This is a genomic window from Mobiluncus sp. (assembly GCF_985070215.1).
This window is the reverse complement of record NZ_CFKZQR010000001.1, coordinates 26,077-51,594: the sequence shown is the minus strand read 5'-3', so window position 1 is coordinate 51,594 and position 25,518 is coordinate 26,077. Positions and strand designations below refer to the sequence as shown.

The 25,518-nt window shown below is 53.6% G+C and carries 21 protein-coding genes and 1 other RNA gene; 10 read left to right on the top strand and 12 right to left on the bottom strand.

What is annotated here, in order from left to right; translation table 11 throughout:
* Positions 1-9: 9 nt before the first annotated feature.
* The 4 genes from glpK to glpA are packed head-to-tail and all read right to left on the bottom strand — an operon-like array spanning position 10 to position 5,966.
* On the bottom strand, positions 10-1,548 hold the full coding sequence (glpK, locus tag AC5LBQ_RS00225) for a glycerol kinase GlpK (RefSeq protein ID WP_493264264.1): 1,539 nt from the start codon (positions 1,546-1,548) through the stop codon (positions 10-12).
* A gap of 46 nt (positions 1,549-1,594) precedes the next feature.
* Positions 1,595-2,926 (bottom strand): anaerobic glycerol-3-phosphate dehydrogenase subunit C, encoded by a 1,332-nt coding sequence (locus tag AC5LBQ_RS00220; RefSeq protein ID WP_493264263.1) that lies wholly within the window; start codon positions 2,924-2,926, stop codon positions 1,595-1,597.
* Positions 2,923-4,224 (bottom strand): glycerol-3-phosphate dehydrogenase subunit GlpB, encoded by a 1,302-nt coding sequence (glpB, locus tag AC5LBQ_RS00215; protein WP_493264262.1) that lies wholly within the window; start codon positions 4,222-4,224, stop codon positions 2,923-2,925. Before glpB ends, AC5LBQ_RS00220 begins: the two co-directional genes overlap by 4 nt.
* Entirely contained in the window at positions 4,221-5,966 is a 1,746-nt protein-coding gene (glpA, locus tag AC5LBQ_RS00210) for an anaerobic glycerol-3-phosphate dehydrogenase subunit GlpA (protein ID WP_493264261.1), read from the bottom strand. The genes glpB and glpA overlap by 4 nt, the downstream gene beginning before the upstream one ends.
* A gap of 323 nt (positions 5,967-6,289) precedes the next feature.
* Here glpA and ssrA point away from each other — a divergent pair.
* Positions 6,290-6,661, top strand: a transfer-messenger RNA (tmRNA) gene (ssrA, locus tag AC5LBQ_RS00205).
* Between the two features lie 474 nt (positions 6,662-7,135).
* On the opposite strand, the gene AC5LBQ_RS00200 is transcribed toward ssrA, so the two are convergent.
* The 3 genes from AC5LBQ_RS00200 to AC5LBQ_RS00190 all read right to left on the bottom strand — a co-directional run bounded on the left by AC5LBQ_RS00200 (position 7,136) and on the right by AC5LBQ_RS00190 (position 8,676).
* Positions 7,136-7,414, bottom strand: a complete 279-nt coding sequence (locus tag AC5LBQ_RS00200) for a type II toxin-antitoxin system YafQ family toxin (RefSeq protein WP_296181647.1) — start codon at positions 7,412-7,414, stop codon at positions 7,136-7,138.
* Positions 7,411-7,686: a type II toxin-antitoxin system RelB/DinJ family antitoxin gene (locus AC5LBQ_RS00195; protein ID WP_296181648.1), complete on the bottom strand. Its 276-nt coding sequence runs from the start codon at positions 7,684-7,686 to the stop codon at positions 7,411-7,413. Before AC5LBQ_RS00195 ends, AC5LBQ_RS00200 begins: the two co-directional genes overlap by 4 nt.
* 498 nt (positions 7,687-8,184) lie before the next feature.
* A complete protein-coding gene (locus AC5LBQ_RS00190) occupies positions 8,185-8,676 on the bottom strand; it encodes a hypothetical protein (protein ID WP_493264260.1) in 492 nt (163 codons plus the stop codon).
* Positions 8,677-8,868: 192 nt separating this feature from the next.
* Between AC5LBQ_RS00190 and AC5LBQ_RS00185 the strand changes: the two genes are divergently transcribed.
* Positions 8,869-9,264 (top strand): SdpI family protein, encoded by a 396-nt coding sequence (locus AC5LBQ_RS00185; RefSeq protein ID WP_493264259.1) that lies wholly within the window; start codon positions 8,869-8,871, stop codon positions 9,262-9,264.
* A 67-nt stretch (positions 9,265-9,331) separates the two neighbouring features.
* Here AC5LBQ_RS00185 and AC5LBQ_RS00180 read toward each other — a convergent pair whose 3' ends face one another.
* Both AC5LBQ_RS00180 and AC5LBQ_RS00175 read right to left on the bottom strand, forming a co-directional pair.
* Positions 9,332-9,637, bottom strand: a complete 306-nt coding sequence (locus AC5LBQ_RS00180; RefSeq protein ID WP_493264258.1) for a type II toxin-antitoxin system RelE/ParE family toxin — start codon at positions 9,635-9,637, stop codon at positions 9,332-9,334.
* Positions 9,634-9,933 carry a type II toxin-antitoxin system RelB/DinJ family antitoxin gene (locus tag AC5LBQ_RS00175; RefSeq protein WP_493264303.1) on the bottom strand — a complete coding sequence of 100 codons (300 nt, stop codon included), beginning with the start codon at positions 9,931-9,933 and terminating at the stop codon, positions 9,634-9,636. The genes AC5LBQ_RS00180 and AC5LBQ_RS00175 overlap by 4 nt, the downstream gene beginning before the upstream one ends.
* Positions 9,934-10,338: 405 nt before the next feature.
* Between AC5LBQ_RS00175 and AC5LBQ_RS00170 the strand changes: the two genes are divergently transcribed.
* The 6 genes from AC5LBQ_RS00170 (at position 10,339) to AC5LBQ_RS00145 (ending at position 20,722) form a co-directional block, all read left to right on the top strand.
* Complete coding sequence (locus AC5LBQ_RS00170) at positions 10,339-11,391, top strand: AAA family ATPase (RefSeq protein WP_493264257.1); 1,053 nt, start codon at positions 10,339-10,341, stop codon at positions 11,389-11,391.
* Complete coding sequence (locus AC5LBQ_RS00165) at positions 11,384-13,600, top strand: S8 family peptidase (protein ID WP_493264256.1); 2,217 nt, start codon at positions 11,384-11,386, stop codon at positions 13,598-13,600. Before AC5LBQ_RS00170 ends, AC5LBQ_RS00165 begins: the two co-directional genes overlap by 8 nt.
* A 191-nt stretch (positions 13,601-13,791) precedes the next feature.
* A complete protein-coding gene (locus tag AC5LBQ_RS00160) occupies positions 13,792-15,354 on the top strand; it encodes a class I SAM-dependent DNA methyltransferase (protein WP_311497645.1) in 1,563 nt (520 codons plus the stop codon).
* Positions 15,355-15,365: 11 nt separating this feature from the next.
* Positions 15,366-16,574 carry a restriction endonuclease subunit S gene (locus AC5LBQ_RS00155; protein WP_311497644.1) on the top strand — a complete coding sequence of 403 codons (1,209 nt, stop codon included), beginning with the start codon at positions 15,366-15,368 and terminating at the stop codon, positions 16,572-16,574.
* Positions 16,567-17,604, top strand: coding sequence for a virulence RhuM family protein (locus AC5LBQ_RS00150; RefSeq protein WP_493264255.1), 1,038 nt, complete (start codon positions 16,567-16,569; stop codon positions 17,602-17,604). Before AC5LBQ_RS00155 ends, AC5LBQ_RS00150 begins: the two co-directional genes overlap by 8 nt.
* Complete coding sequence (locus AC5LBQ_RS00145; RefSeq protein ID WP_493264254.1) at positions 17,588-20,722, top strand: type I restriction endonuclease subunit R; 3,135 nt, start codon at positions 17,588-17,590, stop codon at positions 20,720-20,722. Before AC5LBQ_RS00150 ends, AC5LBQ_RS00145 begins: the two co-directional genes overlap by 17 nt.
* A 211-nt stretch (positions 20,723-20,933) precedes the next feature.
* On the opposite strand, the gene AC5LBQ_RS00140 is transcribed toward AC5LBQ_RS00145, so the two are convergent.
* The gene (locus tag AC5LBQ_RS00140; protein WP_493264253.1) at positions 20,934-21,281 is read right to left on the bottom strand and encodes a PIN domain-containing protein; all 348 of its coding nucleotides are present in this window, start codon (positions 21,279-21,281) and stop codon (positions 20,934-20,936) included.
* Between the two features lie 2 nt (positions 21,282-21,283).
* The gene (locus AC5LBQ_RS00135; RefSeq protein ID WP_493264252.1) at positions 21,284-22,513 is read right to left on the bottom strand and encodes a polysaccharide deacetylase family protein; all 1,230 of its coding nucleotides are present in this window, start codon (positions 22,511-22,513) and stop codon (positions 21,284-21,286) included.
* 167 nt (positions 22,514-22,680) lie between these two features.
* Here AC5LBQ_RS00135 and AC5LBQ_RS00130 point away from each other — a divergent pair, with 167 nt between their 5' ends.
* Together AC5LBQ_RS00130 and AC5LBQ_RS00125 are read left to right on the top strand one after the other, a co-directional pair.
* Positions 22,681-23,400 (top strand): potassium channel family protein, encoded by a 720-nt coding sequence (locus AC5LBQ_RS00130; protein WP_493264251.1) that lies wholly within the window; start codon positions 22,681-22,683, stop codon positions 23,398-23,400.
* Positions 23,401-23,533: 133 nt separating this feature from the next.
* A complete protein-coding gene (locus tag AC5LBQ_RS00125; protein ID WP_493264250.1) occupies positions 23,534-24,685 on the top strand; it encodes a cell wall-binding repeat-containing protein in 1,152 nt (383 codons plus the stop codon).
* Between the two features lie 29 nt (positions 24,686-24,714).
* Here AC5LBQ_RS00125 and AC5LBQ_RS00120 read toward each other — a convergent pair whose 3' ends face one another.
* On the bottom strand, positions 24,715-25,095 hold the full coding sequence (locus AC5LBQ_RS00120) for a hypothetical protein (protein ID WP_295028734.1): 381 nt from the start codon (positions 25,093-25,095) through the stop codon (positions 24,715-24,717).
* Between the last annotated feature and the right edge of the window lie 423 nt (positions 25,096-25,518).

The following is a 25,518-nucleotide window of genomic DNA, read 5'->3' as shown; positions in this document are numbered from 1 at the left end:
GGTTGAGGTTCACCGGACGTCGTCGTCGACCCAGTCAAAAGTCCGGGTCACGGCTTTCTTCCACAAGCGCAGGGTGCGGTCCCGTTCGTCAGGTTCCATGGTGGGGTTCCATCGGTGGTTTTCCTGCCAGTTGTTAGTGACGTCCGCGGTGCCGCTCCAAAAACCGACCGCGATTCCGGCGGCGTAGGCTGCGCCCAGAGCGGTCGTTTCGGCCACCATCGGCAGCACGACCGGCACACCCAAAATATCGGACTGGAACTGCATCAGCAGGTTATTTGCTGTCATGCCGCCGTCAACGCGTAACTCACCGAGCTTCACGTGAGAATCGGACTCCATTGCGTCCAAGACTTCCCGGGTCTGGAAAGCGGTGGCTTCTAAAGCGGCGCGAGCCAAGTGTCCTTTCGTGTTGTAGCGGGTCATGCCGACAATTGTTCCGCGCGCGTCCCCTTTCCAGTAGGGTGCGAACAGTCCGGAAAACGCCGGCACGAAATATACCCCGCCGTTATCTTTCACCGAGGAAGCCAAGTCCTCCACGTCCTCGGAGGCCTCGATGATGTTCAGATTGTCCCGTAGCCATTGAATCAGCGAGCCGGTTACCGCGATGGATCCTTCCAACGCATAAACGGTAGGCTCGTTGCCAATCTTGTAACAAACCGTGGTAATCATGCCGTTTTCTGAAGGCATCGGGGTGGTACCGGTATTCATCAGCATGAAACATCCCGTGCCGTAAGTGTTCTTTGCCATGCCTGGCTCAAAACAGGCCTGGCCAAAGGTCGCGGCCTGCTGGTCACCCAAATCCCCAGCCAGCGGCACCCCAGCCAGCAAACCGTCTTGGCGGCACTGACCGTAAACTTCTGACGAGGAACGAATCTCGGGCAACATATTGAGGGGAATCCCCGCCTCCTGACAGATGTCCTCGCGCCACTGCAAAGTGTGAATATCCATCAGCATGGTGCGCGATGCATTCGTCACGTCAGTGACATGCAGACCGCCGTTGATGCCTCCGGTCATGTTCCAGATGACCCAAGTGTCCGGGTTACCGAACAGCAACTCGCCCCGTTCGGCACGTTCGCGCGCTCCCGGCACGTTTTCCAAAATCCACATAATCTTGGTGATGGAGGCATAGGTGGACAGGGTTTCGCCCACTAGCGGACGCCACCGGTCCGGCCCGCCGTTAGCCGCCAACCGGTCCACCAGGTCTTGGGAACGAGTATCCTGCCACACTATTGCGTTATAGATGGGCTGACCAGTGTTTTTATCCCACACGATTGTGGTTTCGCGCTGATTGGTGATGCCCAGGGCGGCGATGTCGTGGTGGTTGAGCCCCATCCCGGTCTGTTTTGTGGCGTTCGCCAGGGCGCGGCCCACGACTTCCCGCACGTTGTACCAGATTTCGGTCGCGTCGTGTTCGACCCATCCGGGAGAGGGAAAAATCTGTTCATGCTCCAACTGACCGACCGAAACTATGCGCCCGTAGTGGTCAAAAATAATGGCCCGAGACGAAGTCGTACCCTGGTCAATCGCCATCACATATTTTTTCTGAGACATCGTTGTCTTCCTTTCACATCGTTTCCTGTCGCCAGACTGAGCCTTTTTAGCGGACTGCGCCGGGAGAATCACCCGCGCCCTGACCCGGCAGCTCCAGTGCGCGAGCGAGAATCTCTATGGGGTGAACGACTTCGGCGCCGGTTCCTTTCCGAATTTGCCAGCGGCACGTTTCGGTGTCGCAAGCCGCCAAGTGGGGGTTCACGGCTTTAATTTTTGCAAACAGAGGCTTGCCGATGGCTTGGGCCACGGCGAATTTTTCTTTCTTTAGTCCGTAGGTCCCGGCGATACCACAGCAGGGTTGGCCCGATTCCACCACGTGCACGCCGGGGATGGTTTCCAGCATTCGAATCGCCGGTTTGCCGATACCCTGGGATTTCACCTGACAGGGCTGGTGATAGGTCAGGGTTAAGTCCAGCGAGCGCAGGTCGCTTTCCGGGAATTCGCCCTCGTCCATCAGACGCGCGATGAATTCGGAAGTCTCGAACAGGCGAGCGCCCACGTCTCGCAGAACAGCATCTTCCAACCCCATGATCTCGCGAGCCTCGTGGCGCAGCATTCCCGCGCAAGACCCGGAAGAGGAAATGATTGGCAGGTTCTTTCCGGCGCGCTGCAGTTGGCGTGCCAGCTGCAAGACATGGCGCGAAGCATCGTTGAACAGCCCGTTTGATTGTGACGCCAGCCCGCAGCAGCCCTGTTTCGGGACGATGACGCGATACCCCAGATGCTCCAGTACCTCGACCGTCGCGATGGACGTGGACACCTCAAAGTACGCTCCCGCGCAGCCGTGGAAGAACACAATCGGGCCGCGGTGCCACTTCGTTTCAGAAGGCAGGTACATGGTCGACTGGGGACGGCGCGGGACGTAGGGGCCGCCATAGACCTCCTTTTCGTGCCTCTTCCACCAGGTCAAGAAGCTGGTGGATTGAGCCACAGGGGTGGGGGCGTCGGCGTGGACTCCGATAACGGCCTGCACAAGTTTGCGAATCGGCCGGTTCCGTATCGCCGCGTTTGCGATGGGGGCCAGCGGGGTCAGCAGTTTACCTTCCAGCTCAGTTTGGGTAATCAGGCGGTCGCGCAAGGGCGTGTTGTCGGCCTTCATGACGGCCCGAGCTTGGGCGTTCAGTTCGGCAATCTTTACTCCGTGGGGGCATACGGTAGTACAGATGGAGCAGCCCGAACAGTAGTCTAGGGACTTATCGACTGACTGACCTTTGCGGAAACGCTCCGCTTGGGGACCTACGAATTTGGGCCCGGAAAAGTTTGGGGTGACCCGCATGACCGGGCATTGGGTCTCGCAGATGGTGCATTTCAGGCACTGATCCAGGGAAGTGCGCGCCAGGTTCGCTTTGGCATAATCGAGTGCGGTGATTTCCGTCATGACCGGCTCCTCTCAAGGGACGCCAACGATTGCACGGCCGCCCAGGCGCTGCCTAAGGCGAGGCCTTCCCCGGAAAGCTCTCGCCACGGCGCGCAGGCTCCCAGCATTTCGCCCAGGCAAAACACATTGTCGTAAAGCCGGTGTCCGGACGCGTCAACGGGACGCATCGTGTTATCGACCGCCACTCCTGACATCAGCACCCGTTCGAGTTCCTGGCGATTTTCCAGGTCTATCTGATGAATGGAATTGAGGTAACCGGTGGCGTTGGGTACGGGAGTGAACACGGGAAGATTAAAGACCTTTTCTTGGATATTTAAGTGTGAGTCACGCTCGAAGTTACCCGAGGTCATTCCGCCCGCCGCGTCTAATACCGCGTCAACTTTCACTTCGTCCACGCCCCCGGCGCGTGCGACCCGCAGCGCGGCTACGGTGCCGTCCAGGCTGGCGGCGGACAAAACCGCGCAGTTGGTGTGGATGTCCACGCGGGCTTCGCGGCAGCTGTTGACCAGGATGTCGTAGGCGCGTCGACCCAAGATAGAGGGGGGAACAGTGGGAACTTCAGCGATCGGGGCGTGAACCAGGGCTTGAAATTCACTAAAAGTTTGCGGGCTCAATCCCAGCAGCGCTGGAATGAGGATGGTTTCCCCGGTTTGCACGGTGTCGTTCAGCAGAGTGGCGAATTTTTGGCGCAGTTTAGCGGCTCGCTGCGGATCCAGGTCAGCGACGTCAAAGTTCCTGGCGTAGTCCGTGGCGGTGACGTCGGCTTCGTTTCCGCGTCCGCTCAAATCCAGGGTCACTGCCCGCGCCGAAAGCGAGAACCGCTCAGAGCGATTGAGGTTGTCGGCGATGAGGGTCGCGGGAAAATCTTTAAATTGTTTGAGGCCCACTACCAGCAATTTCATCTGGTCACGCAGGGCTCCCGCGGCACAGGTTTGGGGCACCAGATGGGTGGGGCGGACGGATCCCAAGGCGGAAGCCAGGAATGTGTTCGTGTTCGTGGCATTGGGTACCCAAAAATCGGGCAAGGCGCGCCGATACCATTCCATTCCGGCGCGTAAGCGTTCGGTCCCAATGAAGCGGTACGGGTGGTTATCTGGCAGGTCGTCGACAGCTTGGTAAGGGTCGCCAACTACCGGGTCAGGACGGTTGGGGAGGTAGCCCAACAAATCGCCGGTGCCGGCGGAAAGTACCAGGCCGCCGAGGCCTTTGGTGTATACCGTAACTTGGTATCCTTTTTCGTGAGCCATGAGGGCAGCGCTTAAACCAGCCAACCCCGCACCGATTACTGCGATTTTCATCGGGCACCTCCTGCTGGTTCGGCATGACCTGTGTCATGATTTAAAGCCAGGTCGCCAGTAGCGCGACTAGAAACCGGGCTGGGGCCGGGCAGATGTTCCAAGTCTAAGGTTCCCATAATCCACCTCTGCAGAGCCATTTCGCGCGCCAATGCTCCGTAGAGAATCGGAGTGATTCCTCCTAGGCGATTGGACAGGAACAGGTTCAGCATGGTGGTGCTGACGTCAGCACGCAGTGCCGCGGGGCAGTCGGTGGCGGTAGGAGTAACGGTATTGGAAGTGGGGGAATCTGGGGGGGCTCCCACCGCAGAAGCGGGCGGCGTCGGAAGATTTTTCAAGCGAAAATCGTGGATAATGCCCGCGGTGCGTGCCCCGCAAAAACTGCCTTGGCAAGGTCCCATGCCGATGCGCAGATGGCGGCGTAAATCGTCGATATTAGCCAAAGGATTTTCAGCCAGAGTCTTCAAAATCATCCGCTGGTTTACCAATTCGCATTCACAAATAATGAGGTCGTCATGGCGGTCTGTTTCGCGGGCCTGCAACCGGTCGGACAAATGACTGAAACGGCGAGCCTGGGCGGAGGGGACGGCCTCTTGTGCGGTGGTACAAACCCTATTGTCGCCCAGCTGGTGACACATAATGTTCACGACCTTTTCCGCCATCAGACGATAAGTCGTGAGTTTGCCGCCCACAATGGTCAGGAAACCGCGAATGTTGTCGCGTTCCAGGTGGTCGAGAATGGCCATGCCACGAGTCATGTGTCGGGTGTCTGTGGCGCTGACGCGCGTATCTCGCATCAACGGGCGAGCTCCAGCCCAGACGTGCAAGGGACGAGCTTGGCGCAAACCGGGAACCAGCTGCTCGCCCTTGTCGAGCATTTGTTGGACTTCTTCCGGCTTGATGGCCAGGAAATCCGGTTTGACGGCAGGTTGGTCGGTGGTGCCGATGATGCAGATGGGATGGGCCGGTACCAGGATGTCGCCGTCGCCGGAGAGGGCACAGCGGTTGATGACGTGGTGAACCAGACGTTGATTAAAACCAATCATAATACCACGACCGGATATAATTTCTATATCGCTGGCACCTGCCATTTCAGCAATCTGACCCGCCCACGGTCCGGCCGCGTTGATGACAAAGCGACAATCAACGTGAACGTCTGTGCCGGTCTTTTCATCCCGAGCTGACACAGCGCGGATTGCACCGTCCTTGACGGTAATCGATTCGACCCGGTGGTAGGGCAGGATTGTCGCGCCGTATTCCTGGGCAGATTCCAAGGCTCCCCAGATGAGTTTCCATCCGTCAACTGCGCCATCATTGACCCGGAAGGCGCGTTTAATCTGTGGATTCAGTCGCGGTTCGGCCTTGAAAGCGGTACTGAGTGGGATTTCTTCGCAGGTAACACCGGCTTTGAGGGCAGCTGGGAGGAAACGGTCCGCATATTCCTCGGGGTCGTCGGGGGTCAGCACGAACAGACCACCGACGTCTTCCAGCGCATCAGCATTGATACGGCGCAAAATAGCATTTTCATCGGCGCACTGAGTCGCAGATTCGGGGTCCGAGATGACGTAGCGCCCACCCGAGTGCAGTAGTCCGTGGTAGCGGGCGGAAGTCCCTTGCCCAATGTCGGCGCGTTCCAACAGAATGACATCGTAGCCGCGCATTGCCGCATCGCGAGCCACCCCGGCACCGGTAGCTCCGCCTCCGATAACGACGAGGTCAGCGTGCAGGCGGGTGAGAGAACTCATATTAAAAGCCTATCTGATGTCCGGTGCGATGGGGGCATTTCGCGCTGGCGGCAGCTGGGCGGGGGGCATTTGGTGGAGTTGGTTGCACGACTGACCGTTTTTAGAAGGTGCAGGCGGGATTGCTCCTGATTGCAAACTGTGTCTGTGCAGATAGGGACATTTTTCTGGTGGTAATTAGTGAAGTCTGGGAAGTGAAATCGGTCGTTCGTGCATTTGCTCAGAATCTTCCCGGCTAATATGCGTCGGGTACGTCGAGCTATGGACAGAATTCCGGGCTGAGGTTACAATGGAATACTTGCCATTGGCAGGGATAACTGAATAGCGGGGGTGATCGGTTTCGACGGTCGGTAGTGTCTTGAGAGAAGCGGGTCGAGGAGGTGTCCTCATCTCGTAAACGATGGATACGAAACAATAAGTGCTGAACGTAACAGTACTGAATCCTTCACCTTGGCTGCTTAACCCAAGGGAACTGATTCCGTCAGCCCGCAGTTGCTCTAGCTGCGGATCCTGGCGTCGTTTTTAGAGCCACTGGAATCGCCTGGGTTACTTAGGTTGATTCGAGATTTTAGGTAACTTTAGCCCGACGTGGCCCGGTCTGTGGGCGGCGTGGGGCCGAGAATCTAATACAGACTGCACCCGGAGAAGAAGCAAGTATTCCCGATCGGACGGGGGTTCAATTCCCCCCACCTCCACAACGTTCAAAACCTCAGCATTTGCTGAGGTTTTGAACGTTTTAGTATGGGGAATTGAACCCCCGTAGCGCGATGGCAGCGGCGGTAAGCCGCGTGAGCCATCGCGCAACAGTGCGGAGGCGATGAAGCGAAGGCAACGATTTGCCTTCGCCGCCGGAGCACCTCTAAGCGCGCTTGCGCGCTAAAAACAGCTAAATGTAAGAGTGAGGAAATTGAACCCCCCGTCGTTGACGCTTGGCGGAAGCGGCGGTAAGCCGCGTGTGCCGCCAAGTGGCAGCGTGGAGGCGTAAAAACGGCACTGGTGTGCCGTTTTAGCCGGAACTTGTGGCACGGTCTGGACACTCTGATGCAGGAGCGGTCATGTTTACCAGCACGCCTTACTGGAAAAAGACCGCGCCCTGAGGGTCAAACTTGGGGTATAATGCCAACCTCGATATTTGCTTAGTTTTTCAGGTGAGCGTCATTCGTGGTGTTGTTTTATCCAAAAAGGTCAGCGTGAGAACCGGTGCGGGTCAGGAACAGAATGAGACGATTTCCATCTATTCGATAGATCAGGAGCCAATCGAGCCTGATGTGACATTCTCTGAAACCGGCGTAGTTACCGTCGAGATTGTGATCCCGGTACTTTGCGTCAAGCGTATTTCTGCTCGCAAGCTGCGTAACGACTGAGTTGAGAAGTTCCAAATCCAGGCCGCGCCTTTTTGCCAGCTTCAAATCTTTTTTGAAGCGGTTGGACAGGACAACTCGTAGGCTCATGCGAGAACGTCCTCCATGGCTTCCTGGAAGTTTGCGTAGCTCGGGTATTGTTCCGGGTGTGCTTTCATTGCCTCATATTCCTGTAAAGCGGCCAAAGTTTCCGCATTGGGAATATCTCTCGTGATTCTAAAAGGTATCCCCTGGTCACGCACGGTTTGACGAAGGAAAATTGTCACGGCAGTGGTGAGATCCATACCCAAATCTTTCAGCAACTCTTGCGCTGACCGTTTGAGATCTGCATCCAAATTTATGTTCGTACTAACTTTGGTCATGATTAGCCCTCCTCCAGTACAATCGTAGAACTTACGGGTTAAAAGTCTATAGTTATGTGCGTAACGTGTGCCTAATACGCACTCTTTATGTCTAAATCTGCTAACTCGAACTGACAATGGAGCTAGCCAGGACTTTGTTCTCTGGGGCTGTTCAGGACTGCAGCCGTCTCCCGAGGAATTAGAAAAAACCGCTACTAACCTGAGGGATGTCCGGAGCTAAAGAAACATCGCTATGTTGAATCGCTGGCGATCATGGTCTACACATTGGCGGGTCTGCGGCATTTCCGCGCTGCGTTGCCCGAAATAACCCGTAGTGAACACGAAATGACACTTAGATTCAGTGCAGATTTGCACGAAATGACACTTAGCGCCTGAGGTTAACAGTTTCAGTTCCCAAGTTTGTTTAGGTTTCTTGGTTCTGTGGGGTGATGGACCCACGGAGCGGATTGTACGTCCTTAGCATAAGGCGGTTTTTAGGTGTTCTGTGCGGCTTCCGCTTCAGCGGGTGAAGAGTGTGGCGATGCCGGATAGGACGGCCGCCATAAGCGCCACTCCCACCGTGCTGAGCAGCCATTTTTTGCACTTGTCGCGGGCTCTGATGTAGGGCTTCAAGTCCTCCGTACCGGGGATGACCCACGCATCGGTACGCCCCACCCAGTATTCATCAATAAAGAAACGGTCGATGAGACTCATGATGAATAGGATTGCCGCTATCTGCCAAAATCCTGCCAGAAACCCACGAGCTCCATTTATCGCATAAACGCAGACCAGCAGGTAAATGATGTAGCCGGGAACACAGGTTGCTTTGAAAATCGCGCGGCCTCGCTTGATTCTCTCGGGCGTGGTCAGTCCCAGCTTCACGCACCGTTCCTGCACTTCGGAAGGGTAAAGATACACCATATCCACCGGGCTTTTGCGGATGCCGACGGCGCAGACAAAAACCAGCAGCACGCCCAACACGAGCCCTTCCAAGACGATTCGTAAGATCATCGATACGCCTCCGATATGCTAGCCGATTTGTATATTGTGCCTCATCGCGCCCGTCCTCGCTGTGGTTGAAGCGCCTTCCACCGCAAAGTCCCGCTCGTTCTTCCTCAACCCGTACTATAGCGTTCTAGGGCGGAATGTTCGCTTGTTATACAATGGAATTGGCATTGTCCATCGGGTTCAAAGGGGGATGTCGTGTTAGTGGTGTTCTGTGCGGTGTGCCTGGTTGCTGTCGCGGTGTTTTTTGTAGTCATCTATATCAAGGCGAGGGCGCGGACGCTGCCTTTGAACGAGGCTATCGGGTTTCGCACCAGAGCCATCATGCGCGATGAGTCGACTTGGGAACGAACCCACCAGCGCTTTGCGCCTGTCTTTTTGGCAGATGGGCTGCTGTTTGCCTTTGCCGGGGTATGGTTGGCGCTCTCGGCCTTCGTTGCGGCGTTGAAGGGCAGCGCTAATTACGTAGTTCTAGCGGCGATGTGCGCACTGTTGTTGATAACTGTTGTCGGAGGCGTGATGGCGAACCGCTTCGCGAGCAGGGAGCCCCGGCCTGGGAGCGACAGCGGGAAGCGCGACGGCGAGGGCGACTAGCGCCGGGGGACTATTGGAATTCTTGCCACTTTATCGTCAAAGAGATTACGCTCTTGCGAAAAAATGCTTATAGTTCTTTCCCTTGGAAAAGTTCCTTGTGGGACCCGATGCGAATGAACCTGATTATCCGGGTCTTTTGTCGCTGGTGATAGACCACAACTACATCAAATGCGCCTTCTTGTAGATGTAAACCCCAATAGCCAGTGTAGGTTCCGCGCGCGCGTGTAAGTAGATGCGGGTCGTAAGTCGGCGGCACTTCTCCGAGTTCCTCGATAGCGTAAATCAGCTCGCGCATCTCATCTTTAATGTGTGGATAGCGTCGTACAACCTGCTTAAAATCCGTTTGAAACTGGCTGTCAAAGATAATCTTCATGAGAGGCTGTCCAGGAATTGCGCCGCCTGGTGGGCATCGTTAAAGACTGCCCCGGTTTCGGGTTTCTCGCCGTCAATCACCTTCTGGGCATCGTCGATGGCACGAGCGGTTTGCGCATTGGGAACGTAGGCGAGGGCGGGGCGGATGGGAAGTGCCTGTTCACGCACCGCTTGCTTTAAGAACATATTGAGCGCCGTGGACATATCAAGTCCCAGGGCCTCGAAAAGTTTCTCGGCAGATTGCTTGGTCTGCGCGTCGGTGCGGAAGTTAATCCGGGCTGCTGTGGAGGTTGTCATACCCATCACCCCTTGTCCGTGAGTAGTACGTTGCATATCCATTGTACACCTAATTGACATATCGGTAAATAGGTAGTGCACAAGGGCGGGGGTAGGGGTGAGGGTCTAGCTAGCGTCGCGGGTAGGTCTTGTTCGGGTAAGGGGTCTCCTTTTGCGTGAAGGGTTTGGTTTAGACTCATAAGTGATGTGTTGAGTGCGGAAAACCCCACTAAAGAACGACCGAGAGAAGCGCGACGGCGATGGCGACTAGCGCCGGGGGGACTATCCGGAATTTTCGGATAGTTCGCCAGAGAGACTTGCGCCAGGTCGCGTGGCAAAAACGACGAAAAAGATAAAACATGTCCCAAAAAGACTTGCGTTCGTCCCAAGATGTCTCTATGCTTGTGTGTAGTGAAGGGAGATACCATGAAGAAGCGCAATGTTGTCAACCTTATCCGGTATCACGAAGATAAAAATGAATCAGCATTCCTGGTCGAGGCAGCCGAAATTGCGCGTAGCTTTGAGGCTGCCGGGGACGTGGAGTTAGCAGCGTATATTATGGCTCTTATTTCGGACGCTAACACTTTTGTTCCGCAAACGCTAGGGGAAGACGGGGGAGATTTTCTTCGGAGTTTTGAGTCTGCCTCAGCGTCATTGCCTCTTCCGGACGCTATAGCCATGGACGTGACCGGTGTATGTAATGCAATATCCCACAATATCGGGGTAAATAAGTTTTTGTTCCAAGGCCCCCCGGGCACCGGGAAGACCCAAACGTCTCGTCAAATCGCCAGGATAACTAATCGTGATATTTATCTGGTGGATTTTAACGCGGTTATTGACAGCAAACTTGGACAAACGGGCAAGAATATTGGTCGCCTTTTCGCAGAAATAAACGAGATGCGGCACCCTGATAAAGCAGTGGTCTTGTTCGATGAAATAGATGCACTGGCACTCGACCGGGTAAACCATCATGATGTCCGGGAAATGGGTAGAGCTACTTCGGCATTATTAAAGGAACTCGACTCTCTAAATGAACAGGTGGTATTGATTGCCACTACCAACCTTTATGCGGCACTAGATAAAGCTCTCGTCAGAAGATTTGATTCCATTCTTGATTTTGGTCGCTACAGCAGGGATGATCTGTTAGAAATTTCTGAAGTGATGCTGAGCGGATTGTTGGACAAGTTCAAAAATGTGGCACACAATATGCGTTTGTTCCGAAAAATCATGAATCAAATGCAAAAGATTCCTTATCCGGGAGAGCTTGAGAATATGCTGCGAACTTCACTTGCCTTCAGTAAACCTGGTGATCTATACGATTATCTACGCCGTCTTTACTCCCAGGCTTGTCCGGATACTTCTATCAGGGATTATGCAACACTGAGTCGGCAAGGTTTCACGTTGCGAGAAATTGAAGTGCTTTCCCAGGTGCCGAAGACAACTATTTCCCGGGAACTACGGGAGGTGCGTGGTGAATAACCTGCTTCAGCTTAAAGGTCAGTTCCAAACCAAAGGTGCTCGGCGACCAGGTTTGCCTCAACTACCCAAGAATGGGGAAGTCAGTGCCGATCACCTGTTAGATTTGCGTCAACAGCTGATGGAAATAAAGGACTATTGGCAGAAAAAGCAGATACCCTTTAATCCATTGATCAGCGTTTACTATAAAAAAATAACGGCTAAAAGTAACCGGATTCGCCGCCTACTTGGCGGAGGCAGCTCTAAAGCTAGTAATTTCATTGTAGGAGCCTGCTTCGAGGGGAACTACCAGAACACCCACCATGTAATTACCTATTGTGTCAGCGAAACCACTGTTGATGATTCTATCGAAATGTTGGATAACTGCGCAGCAATTGTTGGACAACACGGTGGCACTATCAATTATGAAATACTGGAGCAGCTAAAAAAGACTCCCAGCAATCAGTGGAGTTATGAACCGTCCAAAAACAGCTTTTTGCAGTTAATCAGGGATGCTTATTTCGCTGAGCGTTTCAGCATACGTGCTCAGCAGGAGGCGGTTGACGGCTGGGTAGTTGTAAATCTTTACGATACCGGCTACAGCGATGTTCGTGATTTTCTAAATGGTTTGGGTTTAAGAGTCACGCCTGACCAGGTTTTGGGAAGCGCTCTCCGGTTGAGCCCGGAGCAATACAGTGTATTGATAGGGAAATACCCCTTCCTGGTATCGATGGCGATTTCCGATATCTCCAAATTAACCCCCGAAGAGTTCAGCGGTGCAGGTATTAATCCTTTGGATATACCTAAACCAGGTCATGAACCCATCATCGGAGTGATTGATACCCCGTTTGATGAAAACGCGTATTTCTCCGATTGGGTTGAGTCGATAAATTTAATTCCATCTGAAATTGAAATACATCCAGAGGATCGTGCTCACGGGACAAAAGTTACATCGCTTATTGTCGACGGTCCAAGTCTAGTACCGGACTTGGATGACGGTTGTGGTCGTTTCCGGGTGCGGCACTTTGGGGTCGCTACGGGGTCGCGGTCGGATTCGTTTGCATTCATGAGGCGAGTGAATAGTATCGTGGAACAGAACCGTGACATTAAAGTATGGAACATTTCCCAGGGTTCTGTGCGAGAGGTTGCGCGTAACTTCGTGTCTCCTGAGGGAGCTATTCTGGATGAATTGCAATCTCGATTTGATGACATTGTTTTTGTGGTGGCAGGTACCAATCAAACGCAGGAACAACAACAGAAAATCGGTGCTCCCGCTGATTCGATTAATTCCTTGGTTGTAAATGCAACCTCATTTTCCGGTGAAACTGCCAGCTATTCCCGAAGTGGTCCGGTCTTGGAATTCTTCAAAAAACCCGACGTCTGCGCAGTTGGTGGGGATCGGGATATCCCCATGTTTACCTATGCGGGAAACGGGGGTTCTTGGGTACAGGGGACTTCTTTTGCGGCACCGTGGATAGCGCGTAAAATGGCTTATTTAATGCAGATAATAGGATTTAACCGCGAAGTTGCCAAAGCGCTGATAATTGACGCGGCTGCGGGATGGGACTTTCGTGAGGACTATAAGCGAGGCTATGGTCAGGTTCCCATTCGCATAGAGGATTTGGTTAAGTCTAAAGATGATGAAATTAAATTTGTATTGACTGGGATGTCTGATTCTTATGAAACTTATAACTTCGATATTCCAGTGCCGGTTGTGAATGGCAAGCACCCGTATATTGCCCGCGCCACCTTGTGCTATTTTCCCCCGTGTGACCGCCGTCAAGGCGTGGACTATACCAGTACTGAATTGGATTTACACTTTGGGCGTATTGATGACAAGGACAGTTTGAGAGCGGTTAACAATAACCGCCAAGGTGAAAATGATGATTTCACTACTGAGGGCACAGCGCGTAACAGCTACCGAAAGTGGGATAACGTCAAACATATCGGCGAGAATTTTAGTAATGGTCAGCGCGGTAGGAAGGCCTACAAGACGCAGATGTGGGGGTTAAAAATCCGCAAGACCACCAGGTGGGATAAGCCTGCGAGCGCACCATTTGGAAATTTGCGGTTTGGAATAGTAGTTACTTTACGGGAAATGGAGGGTGTGAATCGCATCGACGAGTTTATTCAAAAGTGTTCGCTGCGTGGTTGGATTGTACACAGCGTAGACGTGCAAAACAGGGTGGATATCTACAATGCCGCCGAGGTCGAGATAAATTTTAAAGAATAACTTTTATCTTTACAGGAAGAAATGTGCCTCCGGAACCCATCTTGCTATCGAAACAAATCGTTGGGTTTAGCGGGGGGATGGGAGAGCCGCGCGGCGCAAACAGTTGGTTTAGACTCGGAAGTGACACTTCGCGCGTTAGTGTCGCTTCGCGGGCGAGAAACTCCAATCGAAGGATAATTAGGAGAAACGGTATGGCGAAGAATACTAAAGCTAAAAAGAGCTTGGAACAGACCTTGTGGGAGGCCGCCGATAAGCTGCGGGGCAACCAGGAACCTTCGGAATACAAGCACGTGGTCTTGGGGTTGGTGTTCTTAAAGTACGTGTCTGATCGGTTTAACGAGCGGCGCGCCGAGCTTAACCAGGAACTTCGCGAGGACGGGATCGATGAATCTCAAATTGCGGACTTCTTGGAAGATCGCGACGAATACGCGGGGCATAACGTCTTTTGGATTCCCGAGGGTGCGCGTTGGGAAAATCTGCAAGCCAGTGCAAAACAGCCAGGGATTGGGCAGTTAATCGACGATTCGATGGTGTCGATTGAAAAAGAAAATCCCAGTTTGAGCGGGGTGTTGCCGCGCAACTATGGGCGGGAGGGACTCGACAAGAAACGCTTGGGTGAACTGGTTGACTTGATTGGAACCATCGGGTTCGGTACCGACACTGATCATGGTTCCGATGATGTGTTGGGTACTGTTTACGAGTATTTCCTGGGGCAGTTTGCCGGCAAAGAAACCGGTAAAGAGGGCGGAGCGTTTTATACTCCCCGCTCGGTAGTACAGACCCTGGTGGAGATGCTGCAACCATTTGCCGGGCGGGTGCTGGATCCTTGCTGCGGCAGCGGGGGAATGTTCGTACAATCAGCCAAGTTTGTGGACGCGCATGGAGGCAACCGTAATCAGTTGTCGGTTTATGGGCAGGAGTTTACTGACACCACCTGGAAGCTGGCCAAGATGAACTTGGCTTTGCGAGGGATTGACGCTGATTTGGGAAAAAAATCGGCGGATTCTTTTACCGAGGATTTACATCCTGACTTGCGGGCAGATTTCATTATCGCTAACCCTCCGTTTAATATCTCGGATTATTGGAGTGAGTCCCTAGCTGACGATCCTCGCTGGGCCTATGCCACCCCGCGTCCCGGAAACGCCAACTATGCCTGGATTCAACATTTCCTCTATCACCTGGCGCCATCCGGCACTGCAGGTTTCGTTATGGCGAACGGAGCGCTGTCTTCCGGTGATGGCACTGACCCGGAGATTCGCCGCGAGCTAGTCGAAAACGAGATGGTGGATTGCGTCGTAGCGATGCCGGACAAGTTGTTCTTAAACACCGGGATTCCCGCCAGCTTGTGGTTCCTATCCAAGAATCGCCACGGTAATGGACATCGTCCACGGACAGGGGAAGTCTTGTTTATTGACGCGCGCCGCATGGGGAGGATGGTTACCCGTGCCCGCCGAGAGATGACCAGCGAAGATATTAAGAAGATTGCGGGCACCTACAATGCTTGGCGCTCAAAGAGTGACCATGAAAAATATGCCGACGAACCCGGGTTCTGTAAAGTGGCCTCTCTAAATGAAATCGCGGATAACGATTTTGTACTTACCCCCGGACGTTACGTAGGGATTCCTGAAGTCGAACAGGATGACGAACCTATAGACAAGAAGATCGCGCGCCTAAAGCAAGAACTATTTGCCGAATTTGAGCGCGGACGCCAGCTTGAAGCTGAGATTAAGCAAAGGCTGGGTGGCCTGGAATGAGTCTATTGCCCATGAAAACTTATCGCTTAGGCGATCTTGGCAAAATCGTCACCGGTACCACCCCGCCGAAAGCACATCCCGAGTGGTTTGCTAGTTCGGGAGTACCTTTCGTAACACCATCTGATATTAAAGCGAAAGATACAACGCTGAAAACAGCAAGATTTATTTCGAGCACTGGCGTAGGGGCATTAAGAAATAGAGTGCTTCCACCTAAAGCTATTTCGGTTGTCTGCATTGGATCGACAATCGGGAAAATGTCATACCTGCGTACCCCAGTTTGTACTAATCAACAAATCAATTCGTTGATTGTAGACACTTCGAAAGCCTCAAGTAGATTTTTATATTACCGAATGTGGGAAATCGCGGATTCTCTGAAGCAGGTTGCCGGAGGCTCTGCCAGCCCTATTGTAAATAAAACAGCATTTTCGCAATTAAAGATTGATTTGCCGGATATGCAGATTCAACAGGGCATTGCCGCGACGCTGGGGGCGCTGGACGATAAAATCGAGTCTAATATTCTGTTTGCACATAAGCTAAATCAGATTGCGAATACCTTGGTAGAGCAGAAGCTAAAAAATGACTCTACTAAATCATGTAAGTTGCAGGATTTAGTTTCTTTCAACAGGCAGCAAGTTAAACCGAATTCGACTGACGGTGTGCATTACGTAGATATTTCTTCGGTTTCGGTAGGGCGAATTAATACGGTTCAGCAAATGTCATGGGATGAAGCGCCATCACGTGCTAGAAGAGGAGTGTCTGACGGAGATTTAATTTTCTCCACTGTTCGCCCAGGTAGGCAAGCTTTTGCTTTAGTGCTTATGCCGCATCCACTTACTGTAGTTTCTACCGGGTTCGCAGTTATTAGGCCGATCGCTCCTCTTGGGTCCTCGGTGTTAACCTACATTGCCAGTAGAAAATCGTTCGCAAGCTACTTACAGAGCAATTCCTATGGCAGTGCCTATCCTGCAGTGAGTGTTTCCGCGATAGGGGAATATGAAGTCAATATTCCAACAGACGAACGAGCACTCAGGGAAATCGAATCAATGACCATGCCGATGAGAATTATGAGTCATTATAGAATTCTGGAAAATCAAGTTCTTGCCTCCCTCCGAGACACACTTTTGCCGGAGCTGATGTCGGGGCGGATCCGCGTTCCCGAAGCGCGGGAAGTTGTCCAGGAGGCTACCGATACCGAGCTGCCGGAGGGGGAAAATGACTAAGAAACTCATACGGCATGACTCGGGTCAGTTCCTGGTCTTCACCGCTCAGTCCGGTGTAGGTGTCGAAGTGCGCTATGAGGACGGCACTATCTGGTTATCCCAAGCCCTGATGGCTGAGCTATTTGACGTTGATGTTAGGACAGTAAACGAGCATCTTAAGACCATTTTTTCTTCCGGTGAGTTAAGCCCTGAGGCAACTATCCGGAATTTCCGGATAGTTCGCCAAGAAGGCTCTCGCCAGGTAGCGCGGCAGATCCAGCACTACAACCTAGATGCCATTATTTCCGTTGGCTACCGCGTAAATTCTATTCGCGCTACCCAGTTCCGGCAGTGGGCAACCGCTGTTCTTCGCGACTTTACTTTGCGTGGCTATATTATTGACCGCGACCGTATGGAGTCGGGGAAGATTCTCGGGCATGACTATTTTGAGGAACTACTCCAAGAAGTCCGCGAGATTCGTCTCTCCGAGCGCCGCTTTTACCAAAAAATAACCGACATCTATGCCACCGCAGTCGACTACAACCCCGATGCCCCCACCACCAAAACATTCTTCGCTGCCGTTCAAAACAAACTACATTTCGCGGTGCATGGTCATACCGCTGCCGAGTTGATTGCCCAGCGAGCTGACGCCGCCAAACCGCATATGGGGTTAACGACTTGGAAAAACTCTCCGGATGGGAAAGTTCTAGCCAGCGATGTTACCGTCGCCAAGAACTACCTCACGAAAGATGAATTGGCTGATTTAGGACGAATTGTTGAAGCCTATCTAAACCTGGCAGAATCGCGTGCCAAGCGGCATATTCCCACCACCATGGAAGAATGGGAAGAATTCCTGAACCAAGTACTCACTCTTGATAGTCGCGAACTCTTGGATAACGCCGGGAAAATCTCTAAGAAAATAGCTGACCAGAGAGCCAAAGAAGAACTGGAAAAATATCGGGTAATCCAAGACGTGGAATATCAATCCGATTTCGACAAGTTTGCTGCCGAAGCTTTGGAGGCGAGGGATGGCCATGACGACACTGAATGAAAACACCGTAGAGATTGCCGCCCTTAAATGGCTACAAGAAATCGGATATCAAACCGGGAATGTCTCAAAAGATACTCCGACGGGGGCAGTGCGCGAAAAACTATCCGATGCCGTGTTGTGGGTGCGCGTGGAAGATGCGTTGCGGCGTTTAAATCCCGGCGCCTCCTCGCCCATGATTACCGAAGCTCTAAAACGCCTGCAGCGCGCCGATTCCCAAGACGAAGCCTTAGAAAACCAGCGAATGCACGACCTGATGGTGCAAGGAATCCCGGTAGAAACTAGGGCGGGTGACGGTCAGACAGTAACGAAACTACTGCAGGTAATCGATTTCGATAATCCTGCCAACAATGACTGGCTGGCTCTCAACCAGGTAACCATTATTCAGAACGGACACAATCGCCGCCCCGACGTTCTGATATTCCTAAACGGCCTACCGGTAGGGCTAATGGAGCTAAAGAACCCTGCCGATGAACACGCCACTATGCGTAACGCCTGGAACCAGATTCAAACCTATCGCCACGACATTCCGGTAGTTTTTACCTCCAATGCGGTCACCATAATTTCCGATGGCACCAGTGCGGCGATGAGTTCCTTCACCGGCGGATTCGAACATTACGCCCCCTGGAAAACTATGGACGGGCGAGAAGTTGTAACTAACCGTCCCGCCCTAGAAGTACTAATAAAAGGGGTCTTCACCCCGCAACGTTTCCTAGATATCCTGCGCAATTTCGTGGTTTATTCCGATGAAGCCATAACCGACCCGACAAGTGGGCAACGCCGGCGTGCCCTCATCAAACGGGTAGCTAAATACCATCAATACTGGGCAGTAAACGCTGCCGTGGAATCTACGGTTAAGGCATCTGGTCCGGACGGGAACCGCCGGGGTGGGGTAGTCTGGCACACCCAAGGCTCCGGGAAAAGCTTCGAAATGGTTTTTTACGCCGCGAAACTGCTGCGCGACCCGCGAATGAAAAACCCCACCCTGGTATTCATCACCGACCGCAACGACCTAGATGACCAACTCTTCGGCGAGGTGTTCGCCCCCGCGCAGATTCTCCCCGAAAATCCGGTGCAAGCCACTGGCAGAGATAATCTACGGGAACTGCTGACCCGAGAATCTGGGGGAATCGTCTTCACCACCCTGCACAAGTTTGCTCCCGGTGAGGACGGTGACCTAAACCCCGTCCTCACCGATCGGCGCAATGTAGTAGTAGTTGCCGATGAGGCGCACCGCTCCCAATACGGATTTTCTGAAACCCTGGACGCAAAAGGACGGCTAAAAACCGGTTTAGCGAAACATATGCGCGACGCCCTGCCAAACGCCACCTTCCTGGGATTTACCGGTACCCCGATTGAATCCAATGATCGCTCCACTCGGGCAGTATTCGGCGATTATATAGACGTCTATGACCTCACCCGGGCAGTAGAAGATGGCGCTACCGTCAAGATATTTTACGAATCCCGCCTCGCCAAAATTAACCTCAGCGAGGATGCTCTGACCGGGGCAGATGCCCTCATAGATGAGGCTGCCAAAGACGATGTCAGCGAGTCCAGTGAGAAAGCCAAAAGCAAATGGTCGCAGCTGGAAGCCCTGGTGGGGGCAGGTTCACGTCTAGATGTGGTGGCGGCAGATATTGTTAACCATTGGGAACAACGCCGAGAAGCCATGGCCGGCAAAGCCATGATCGTGACTATGAGCCGGCGAATCGCCGTGGAACTGTACAACAAAATCACCCAGCTGCGCCCCCAGTGGCATTCCGATGACCTGGATAAGGGCAAAATCAAAGTGGTGATGACCGGCTCGGCTGCCGATCCCGCCAGTTTCCAACCCCATATCCACTCCAAAGAGGCACGCCGCGACCTGAAACTACGCGCCAAAAACCCCGAAGATGAACTGGAAATCGTAATTGTGCGCGATATGTGGCTGACCGGCTTCGATTCGCCTTCCATGCACACTATGTATGTAGATAAGCCCATGCAAGGCGCCGGGTTGATGCAAGCAATCGCCAGAGTAAATCGAAAATTCAAAGACAAGCCCGGCGGACTAATCGTGGACTATATTGGGCTGTTTTCCTGCCTACAGAAAGCTTTGAGTGTCTATTCCTCCTCTGACCGCGAACAAGCCGGGGTACCCATAGAACAACTAATCCAAGTCATGGAAGAAAAATACGATGTAATCAAAGGAATTTTGCATCCGGTTACTTATGATTCTTCCCCCGAGCTCCCCGCCGATGAGCGCCTCGCCCAATATGCGGCAGTGCTGGATTATGTGCTCTCCGATGAGGAAGTAACCAAACGTTACCTAGACCAAGTGTTAGCACTGGCGAAAGCCTATGCACTGGTATCCTCACGTCCCGAAGCGTTGGAAATTCGGGATGATGTGCGTCTGTTTACCGATGCGCGCACGGCGGCACTAAAGATTCTCGCCCCAGATGCAGGAGAATCCCGGCAAGGCAGCAGCAATATCGATTCCGTATTATCCCAACTGGTTAACGAGTCGGTTACCGCAGACCAGGTGGTAGACGTTTACCAGGTAGCCGGGATGGAACGCCCAGAGCTGTCTTTACTATCGGATGAGTTCTTGGATTCCATCGGTAAAAGCGGAAAACCAAACTTGCAGCTAGGATTGCTGCGCAGATTGCTGACGGATCAGATTCACACTCTGGCACGCACGAATCTGGTGCAGTCACGTAAGTTTTCCCAAATGCTTGCTGACGCGGTGAAGCGCTACACTAACCGCTCCCTAACAACCGCCGAGATTATCGCGGAATTGGTGGCTTTGGCTAAAGAAATGCGCGAAAATCAGAAACGGGCAGAGGAATTGGGACTCAGTGACGCCGAGGTCGCCCTCTATGATGCGGTGATTCAAAATGATTCCGCCATTTTGCAGATGGGGGATGAGGTTCTTAAAACCATTGCCAGGGAATTGGTGGAAACTATTAGACGCTCCGCCACTATTGACTGGATGCAAAAAGAATCAGTGCGGGCTCGGATGCGTTCGCGGATAAAACGACTGCTCGCTAAATACAAGTATCCACCCGATAAGCAAGAGGCTGCAGTCAAACTGATTATTGAACAAGCTGAGCACCTAGTGGATGAAGAATCCCTAGACAGCTGACGGCACTTTGTCTTCCTAGGCTAATTGAAACAAGTCGTAAAGAAAGATTTAACCTTGTCCTCTGAACTCCAGCTTTGCAGAGGTATGTGATCGCAGTTGCCAGCTTAAGCTCATTCTCAGCGTTGTTCGCAATAGATTTTTGCAACCTGCATTGTAAGGTTTGACTATTGCAGGGTACGTTTCCAGGGATGCAGTTTGTGGAGAGCGTCAGCTACCGGATCTGTTCAATCCCTTCGCCTTCGCCCCAGGCTTTGTCGGCGGTCAGAACGGTGGCGCCCAGCCGTTTGCCGAGGGCGAGGCAGAGGCGGTCGCCCAAGGAAAGGCTCGTGCCGGGCTGCCACAGCTGCGCCGCCGCGACCGCGTCAGATTCGCTGACTTCGCTCACTTTCAGGCCGTATGAGAACAGCAAGTTCGTGGCCAGGGAAACGTCCGCTCCGCCCGGTATAGTGACCCGTAACCTTGCCAACCCGGCGCGCCCACCGGCCTCGCGACCGACCTTGTGACCCCCGAAACGACCTTGTGAACGCCGCGCGAACGCCCTAATGAACGCCGCGAACAAACTCAGTTCGCAACCCGATGGTGCGCAGGATAGCTGCCGGGAGCGAGCGGCAGGAAGGTGTAGCCGTTTTGCTTGCCCCAGTCGATGACCTGGGGCATCGCGTCGACGGTGGTTGGGTGGATGTCGTGGCAAAGGACTACTGACACCGATTTCCCCCTTACCCCGGCGGTAATTTTTTGAAAGACGGAAGCGCTGTTGGTGTGTCCCGAAGCGTCCCCGCTTTCCACGTTCCAGTCGAAATAGGTGTAGCCTTTCACGGTCATGAGTTTGGTCAGGCGGCTCATGATTCCGGGCGAGTAGTTGCGGCTCACGGTGTTGGAGCTGCCCCCGGGGAACCGCATAATCTTGGTGTCCTGGCCGGTCTGCGACCGGATAACCTGCGCCATGCGGTCGAAGTCCGCCCAGTAGGCGTCGTCGCTGGCGTAAATCTGAGAATACTTGTGGGTATAGGTGTGAATCCCGATTGAGTGCCCTTCGCGGTAGGCGCGCCCAATCATGTCCGTGTGCCCCATGGTGTTGGTCACAAAGAATGTCGCTTTCACCCCTTTGGTGGCCAAAATATCGAGCAAGCGCGCCGTCGCCGGTCCTGGCCCATCGTCAAAAGTCAGATAGATAACTTTGTCCAAGCCTGCCGCCGGGTCGGCGTTGGGGGCAACGGGCTGCATGACGGTGACCTGGCGGGTCGCTGTGCCCTGGTTTCCGCTGGAGTCCGAGACTTGGTAGCGCAACGTGTATGACCCCGCCGCATTCACGTTGACCTGGCCGTCGACTTGGACTTTTGCGGTTAAATCGCCGTCCGCATTATCTGTAGCGGAATAGGAGTCCTGCCAGGGCAGGCCGTAGGGGAGGGTAATCTGTTCCCCGCCGTCGACCGTGATGGCGGGCGGCTGAGAATCCCGCACCGTCACTTTGCGGGTCTTTTTCCCTTCAACGCCACGGTATTTCGCCGCATAAGTGATTTCATAAGTGCCGACTTTGGAAGTATCGACTTTTCCGGTGGTGTGCAGCTTGAGGTCGTCGTGAGTAAAGGTGAACAGGGTACTGGTTCCATAAGCGGTGGCGCCGGGGTCTTTCCATTGTTCACCGTATTCAACAGTACTGGTGGAGTCGCCTTTCACAGTGATGACGACTTCCCACTTGTTGACCAGGTACATGGTGATTGCGCCGATTGCGGCGGCAACGAAAATCACAGCCAGGATACTGGCAATCCAAATCTTTGATTTCTTACTCACTAAAGCACCTCCCAACAGCAAAACTTTACCAAAGAACAATGCTCGGATAAACCCTTAATTCGGCTAAATCCTTGGTAAATTCGACACCTGGGCAACCGTCACGGCCTTGACTTTATTCCCGCCAAAGACCGCGAAACCATCCTCATGAACGGCATTATTATGGGCTTATGAGTGAATCTAAAAGGCTGGACGCGTGGGAGCGCTTGACGGATTGGCCGCTATTGATTCTGGCGGTCCTATTTTTGGGGGCCTATGCCTGGGAAGTCATCGGTAATTTACAAGGCCGGGCGGCCAATGTTACTGAGTTAATTATGAATGTGGTGTGGGCTGCCTTTGCCGTTGATTACGTGGTGCGGCTTTCCTTGGCAAAGCCGCGTTTCAAGTGGTTCATCACGCACCTTTTCGATCTGCTCATCGTGGCGCTGCCCATCTTGCGGCCGCTACGATTGCTCCGGCTCGTGACGTTCGTGAAAGTGCTCGGTCGCAAGGCCGGTTCAACCTTCCGCGGCAAGATAGCCCTGTATTCGGTGGCAAGCACGGCGCTGCTGATTTTCGTGTCGGCGCTGGCTGTGCTGGATGCGGAGCGCAGTGTTTCGGATGCGCTGATTACGTCTTTTCCGCAGGCGATTTGGTGGGCTTTCGAGACGATTACCACAGTGGGCTATGGAGATCTATATCCGATTTCTGTAACCGGCCGCGCAGTCGCGTTATGCCTGATGACGTGCGGGGTAGCGCTGATTGGTGTCGTGACAGCTACCATGGCTTCGTGGGTTGTCGACATGGTGAATGAAAAAAATGAGCAGGACCGGGCGGCCACTAGCGCTGAGATTACCGAACTGAAACAACAGATTAGTGAACTCACGCTGCTGGTGGAGTCAAAACGGTGACGATCCGTCTAGACTCAGAAGGTCGGTTGAAACGAAATTCGCGGGCGATCAGCCGCGCAGGGTGGAACTGTTGAGAGAGATTTCTCACGCCGATTGGTACTTTTTTCGAGGCGTGAATCCTAGAATTCGTTTTATGTTTAAGAAAACTCTCGCCGGCGTTGCTGCCGCTGCTCTCGCTCTAACCCTGCAAATTCCCGCCTCAGCCGCGGGTGCTCGTATTGCTGGCCCGGACCGTTACGCGACGTCCCTGGCTATTGCTCAGACGTACTTCCCCACCGCGAAAAACGTGTTTGTCGCTACGGGAACGAATTTTCCGGACGCTTTGGCCGCCGGGCCGTGGGCCGCCGCGCAGCAGGCACCCATATTGTTGGTTGGCTCACAAATTACTTCCGAGCAGCAGGCTTACCTGCAGCAACTCGGTTCGCCCAGCATCACGATTCTGGGCGGTGCCGGGGCGGTCTCGGAGCAAGTTGAGGCTCAGCTGACGCAGTTCGGTGCGGTGCAGCGAATTTCCGGAGCCAACCGTTACGAGACTGCCGCAAAAATTGCTCTGCAGTTCGGAAAAGTCGGGAAGTTGTATCTAGCGACTGGCACCGGTTTTGCGGATGCGCTGGCTGGGGGCGCGTTGGCCGCACAAGAGGGGGTGCCGATTATGCTTACCGGTCCGGGTGCGCAACAGTATGCGGTTTCGGTGGCTCAGCAGCTGGGCGCTACAGACACTATGGTGCTGGGCGGTCCGGGTGCCCTTCCCGATGAATTCTTGGCGGGAATGCCAAATCCGAATCGGATTTACGGAGCTAACCGGTTTGAAACCGCGTCCCAGATTTTTGCCGCGAAGCCCGCCGCCAATGCCTTCCTGGCATCGGGAGTGAATTTCCCGGATGCTCTCTCGATTGTGCCCGCCGCCGGTCTGCAAAAGATGCCCTTGCTGTTAGCACAGCAGAATTGTTCACCTGTTCAACCTGCAGTGCCGGTTTCTTTCGTGGGAGGACCCGGTGCGTTGAGTGATAACTCCAATTTGCAATGTCAGGTTGCCCCGCAGCCCCAGCCTGAGCCTCAACCCCAGCCCCAACCGCAGCCACAACCCCAGCCGCAGCCTTCCGGCAATGGTGGCTTACAACCAATCGGTAAGGACTGCCCGGCAAACGCCCCAATCAAGGGGAACGCCAGTTCCATGATTTACCACATGCCCGGTCAGAGGTTCTACAATCGCACCAACCCGGAGGCTTGCTTCGCTTCTCAAGCTGAGGCGAGAGCCGCGGGCTACCGCAAAGCAAAAGTTTGAGACTGGGTCGCGCCCGGCGGTGCACCCGCTCAGCTGTGATCGAATGCCGCGCCTAAAATGAAACCCCCGGTTACTACGATAAGCAATACATAAATCCCTATCACTATCAGCGCCCACAGCAGGGTGGCTTTGGCCCAGTTGGACTTGGCGGGCGAGGTTCCCGACCCGAAAGACCAGATGAGCAGCATGACTACGCCCACAATCGGCAGGGAAGCGAGGAAAATCGTCAGCATCCAAGCCCCCAGGCTGGTGTCATCATTCGATTGCACCAGGGGTTGCGAAGCGAAATTGTTCGGCGCGCCCGCGAACTGCTGAGGGGCGAGTCCGGGGGTCTGGTTTGAGAATTGGTTTGGATTCTGTGGGGGTTGCTGGGGCGGCGGGAACTGGGCGGGATTGTAAGGGTTAGACATGGCTTCTCCTGTAATATTCATAGCGAATTCGTGAAATGGATTCACTTCGCGGCATCATTTTACATGGCAGAAAAGCCCTGTGACAAGGTTTTTCACCGCGCTTGCCCCGGGGTGTGTGGGATTTCTCGCGGAGTCCCCGGTTTCTCCAAGCTGAGATTCGCCCGGTCTAATATTGGGAAACTATTGAAATGCCTGAACGATGAAAACCAATTTAAACTTTTCACTAATGAGGGTTTTCTCAGGGCCGATTGGTCGAGTGTCCAGGCGTCGCCGTCAGGAAAACCAACAATCGACGCCTTCCTTTAGCGTGGCGCCAAAGCGCCGGATGACTGTCCACAAAGCCAGACTCACCCGGGCTTTGGCACCAGCCTTTTAACATGAAACACCGAAAAGCAAACCCTGTGACTTAGGCTAGACTAAGCA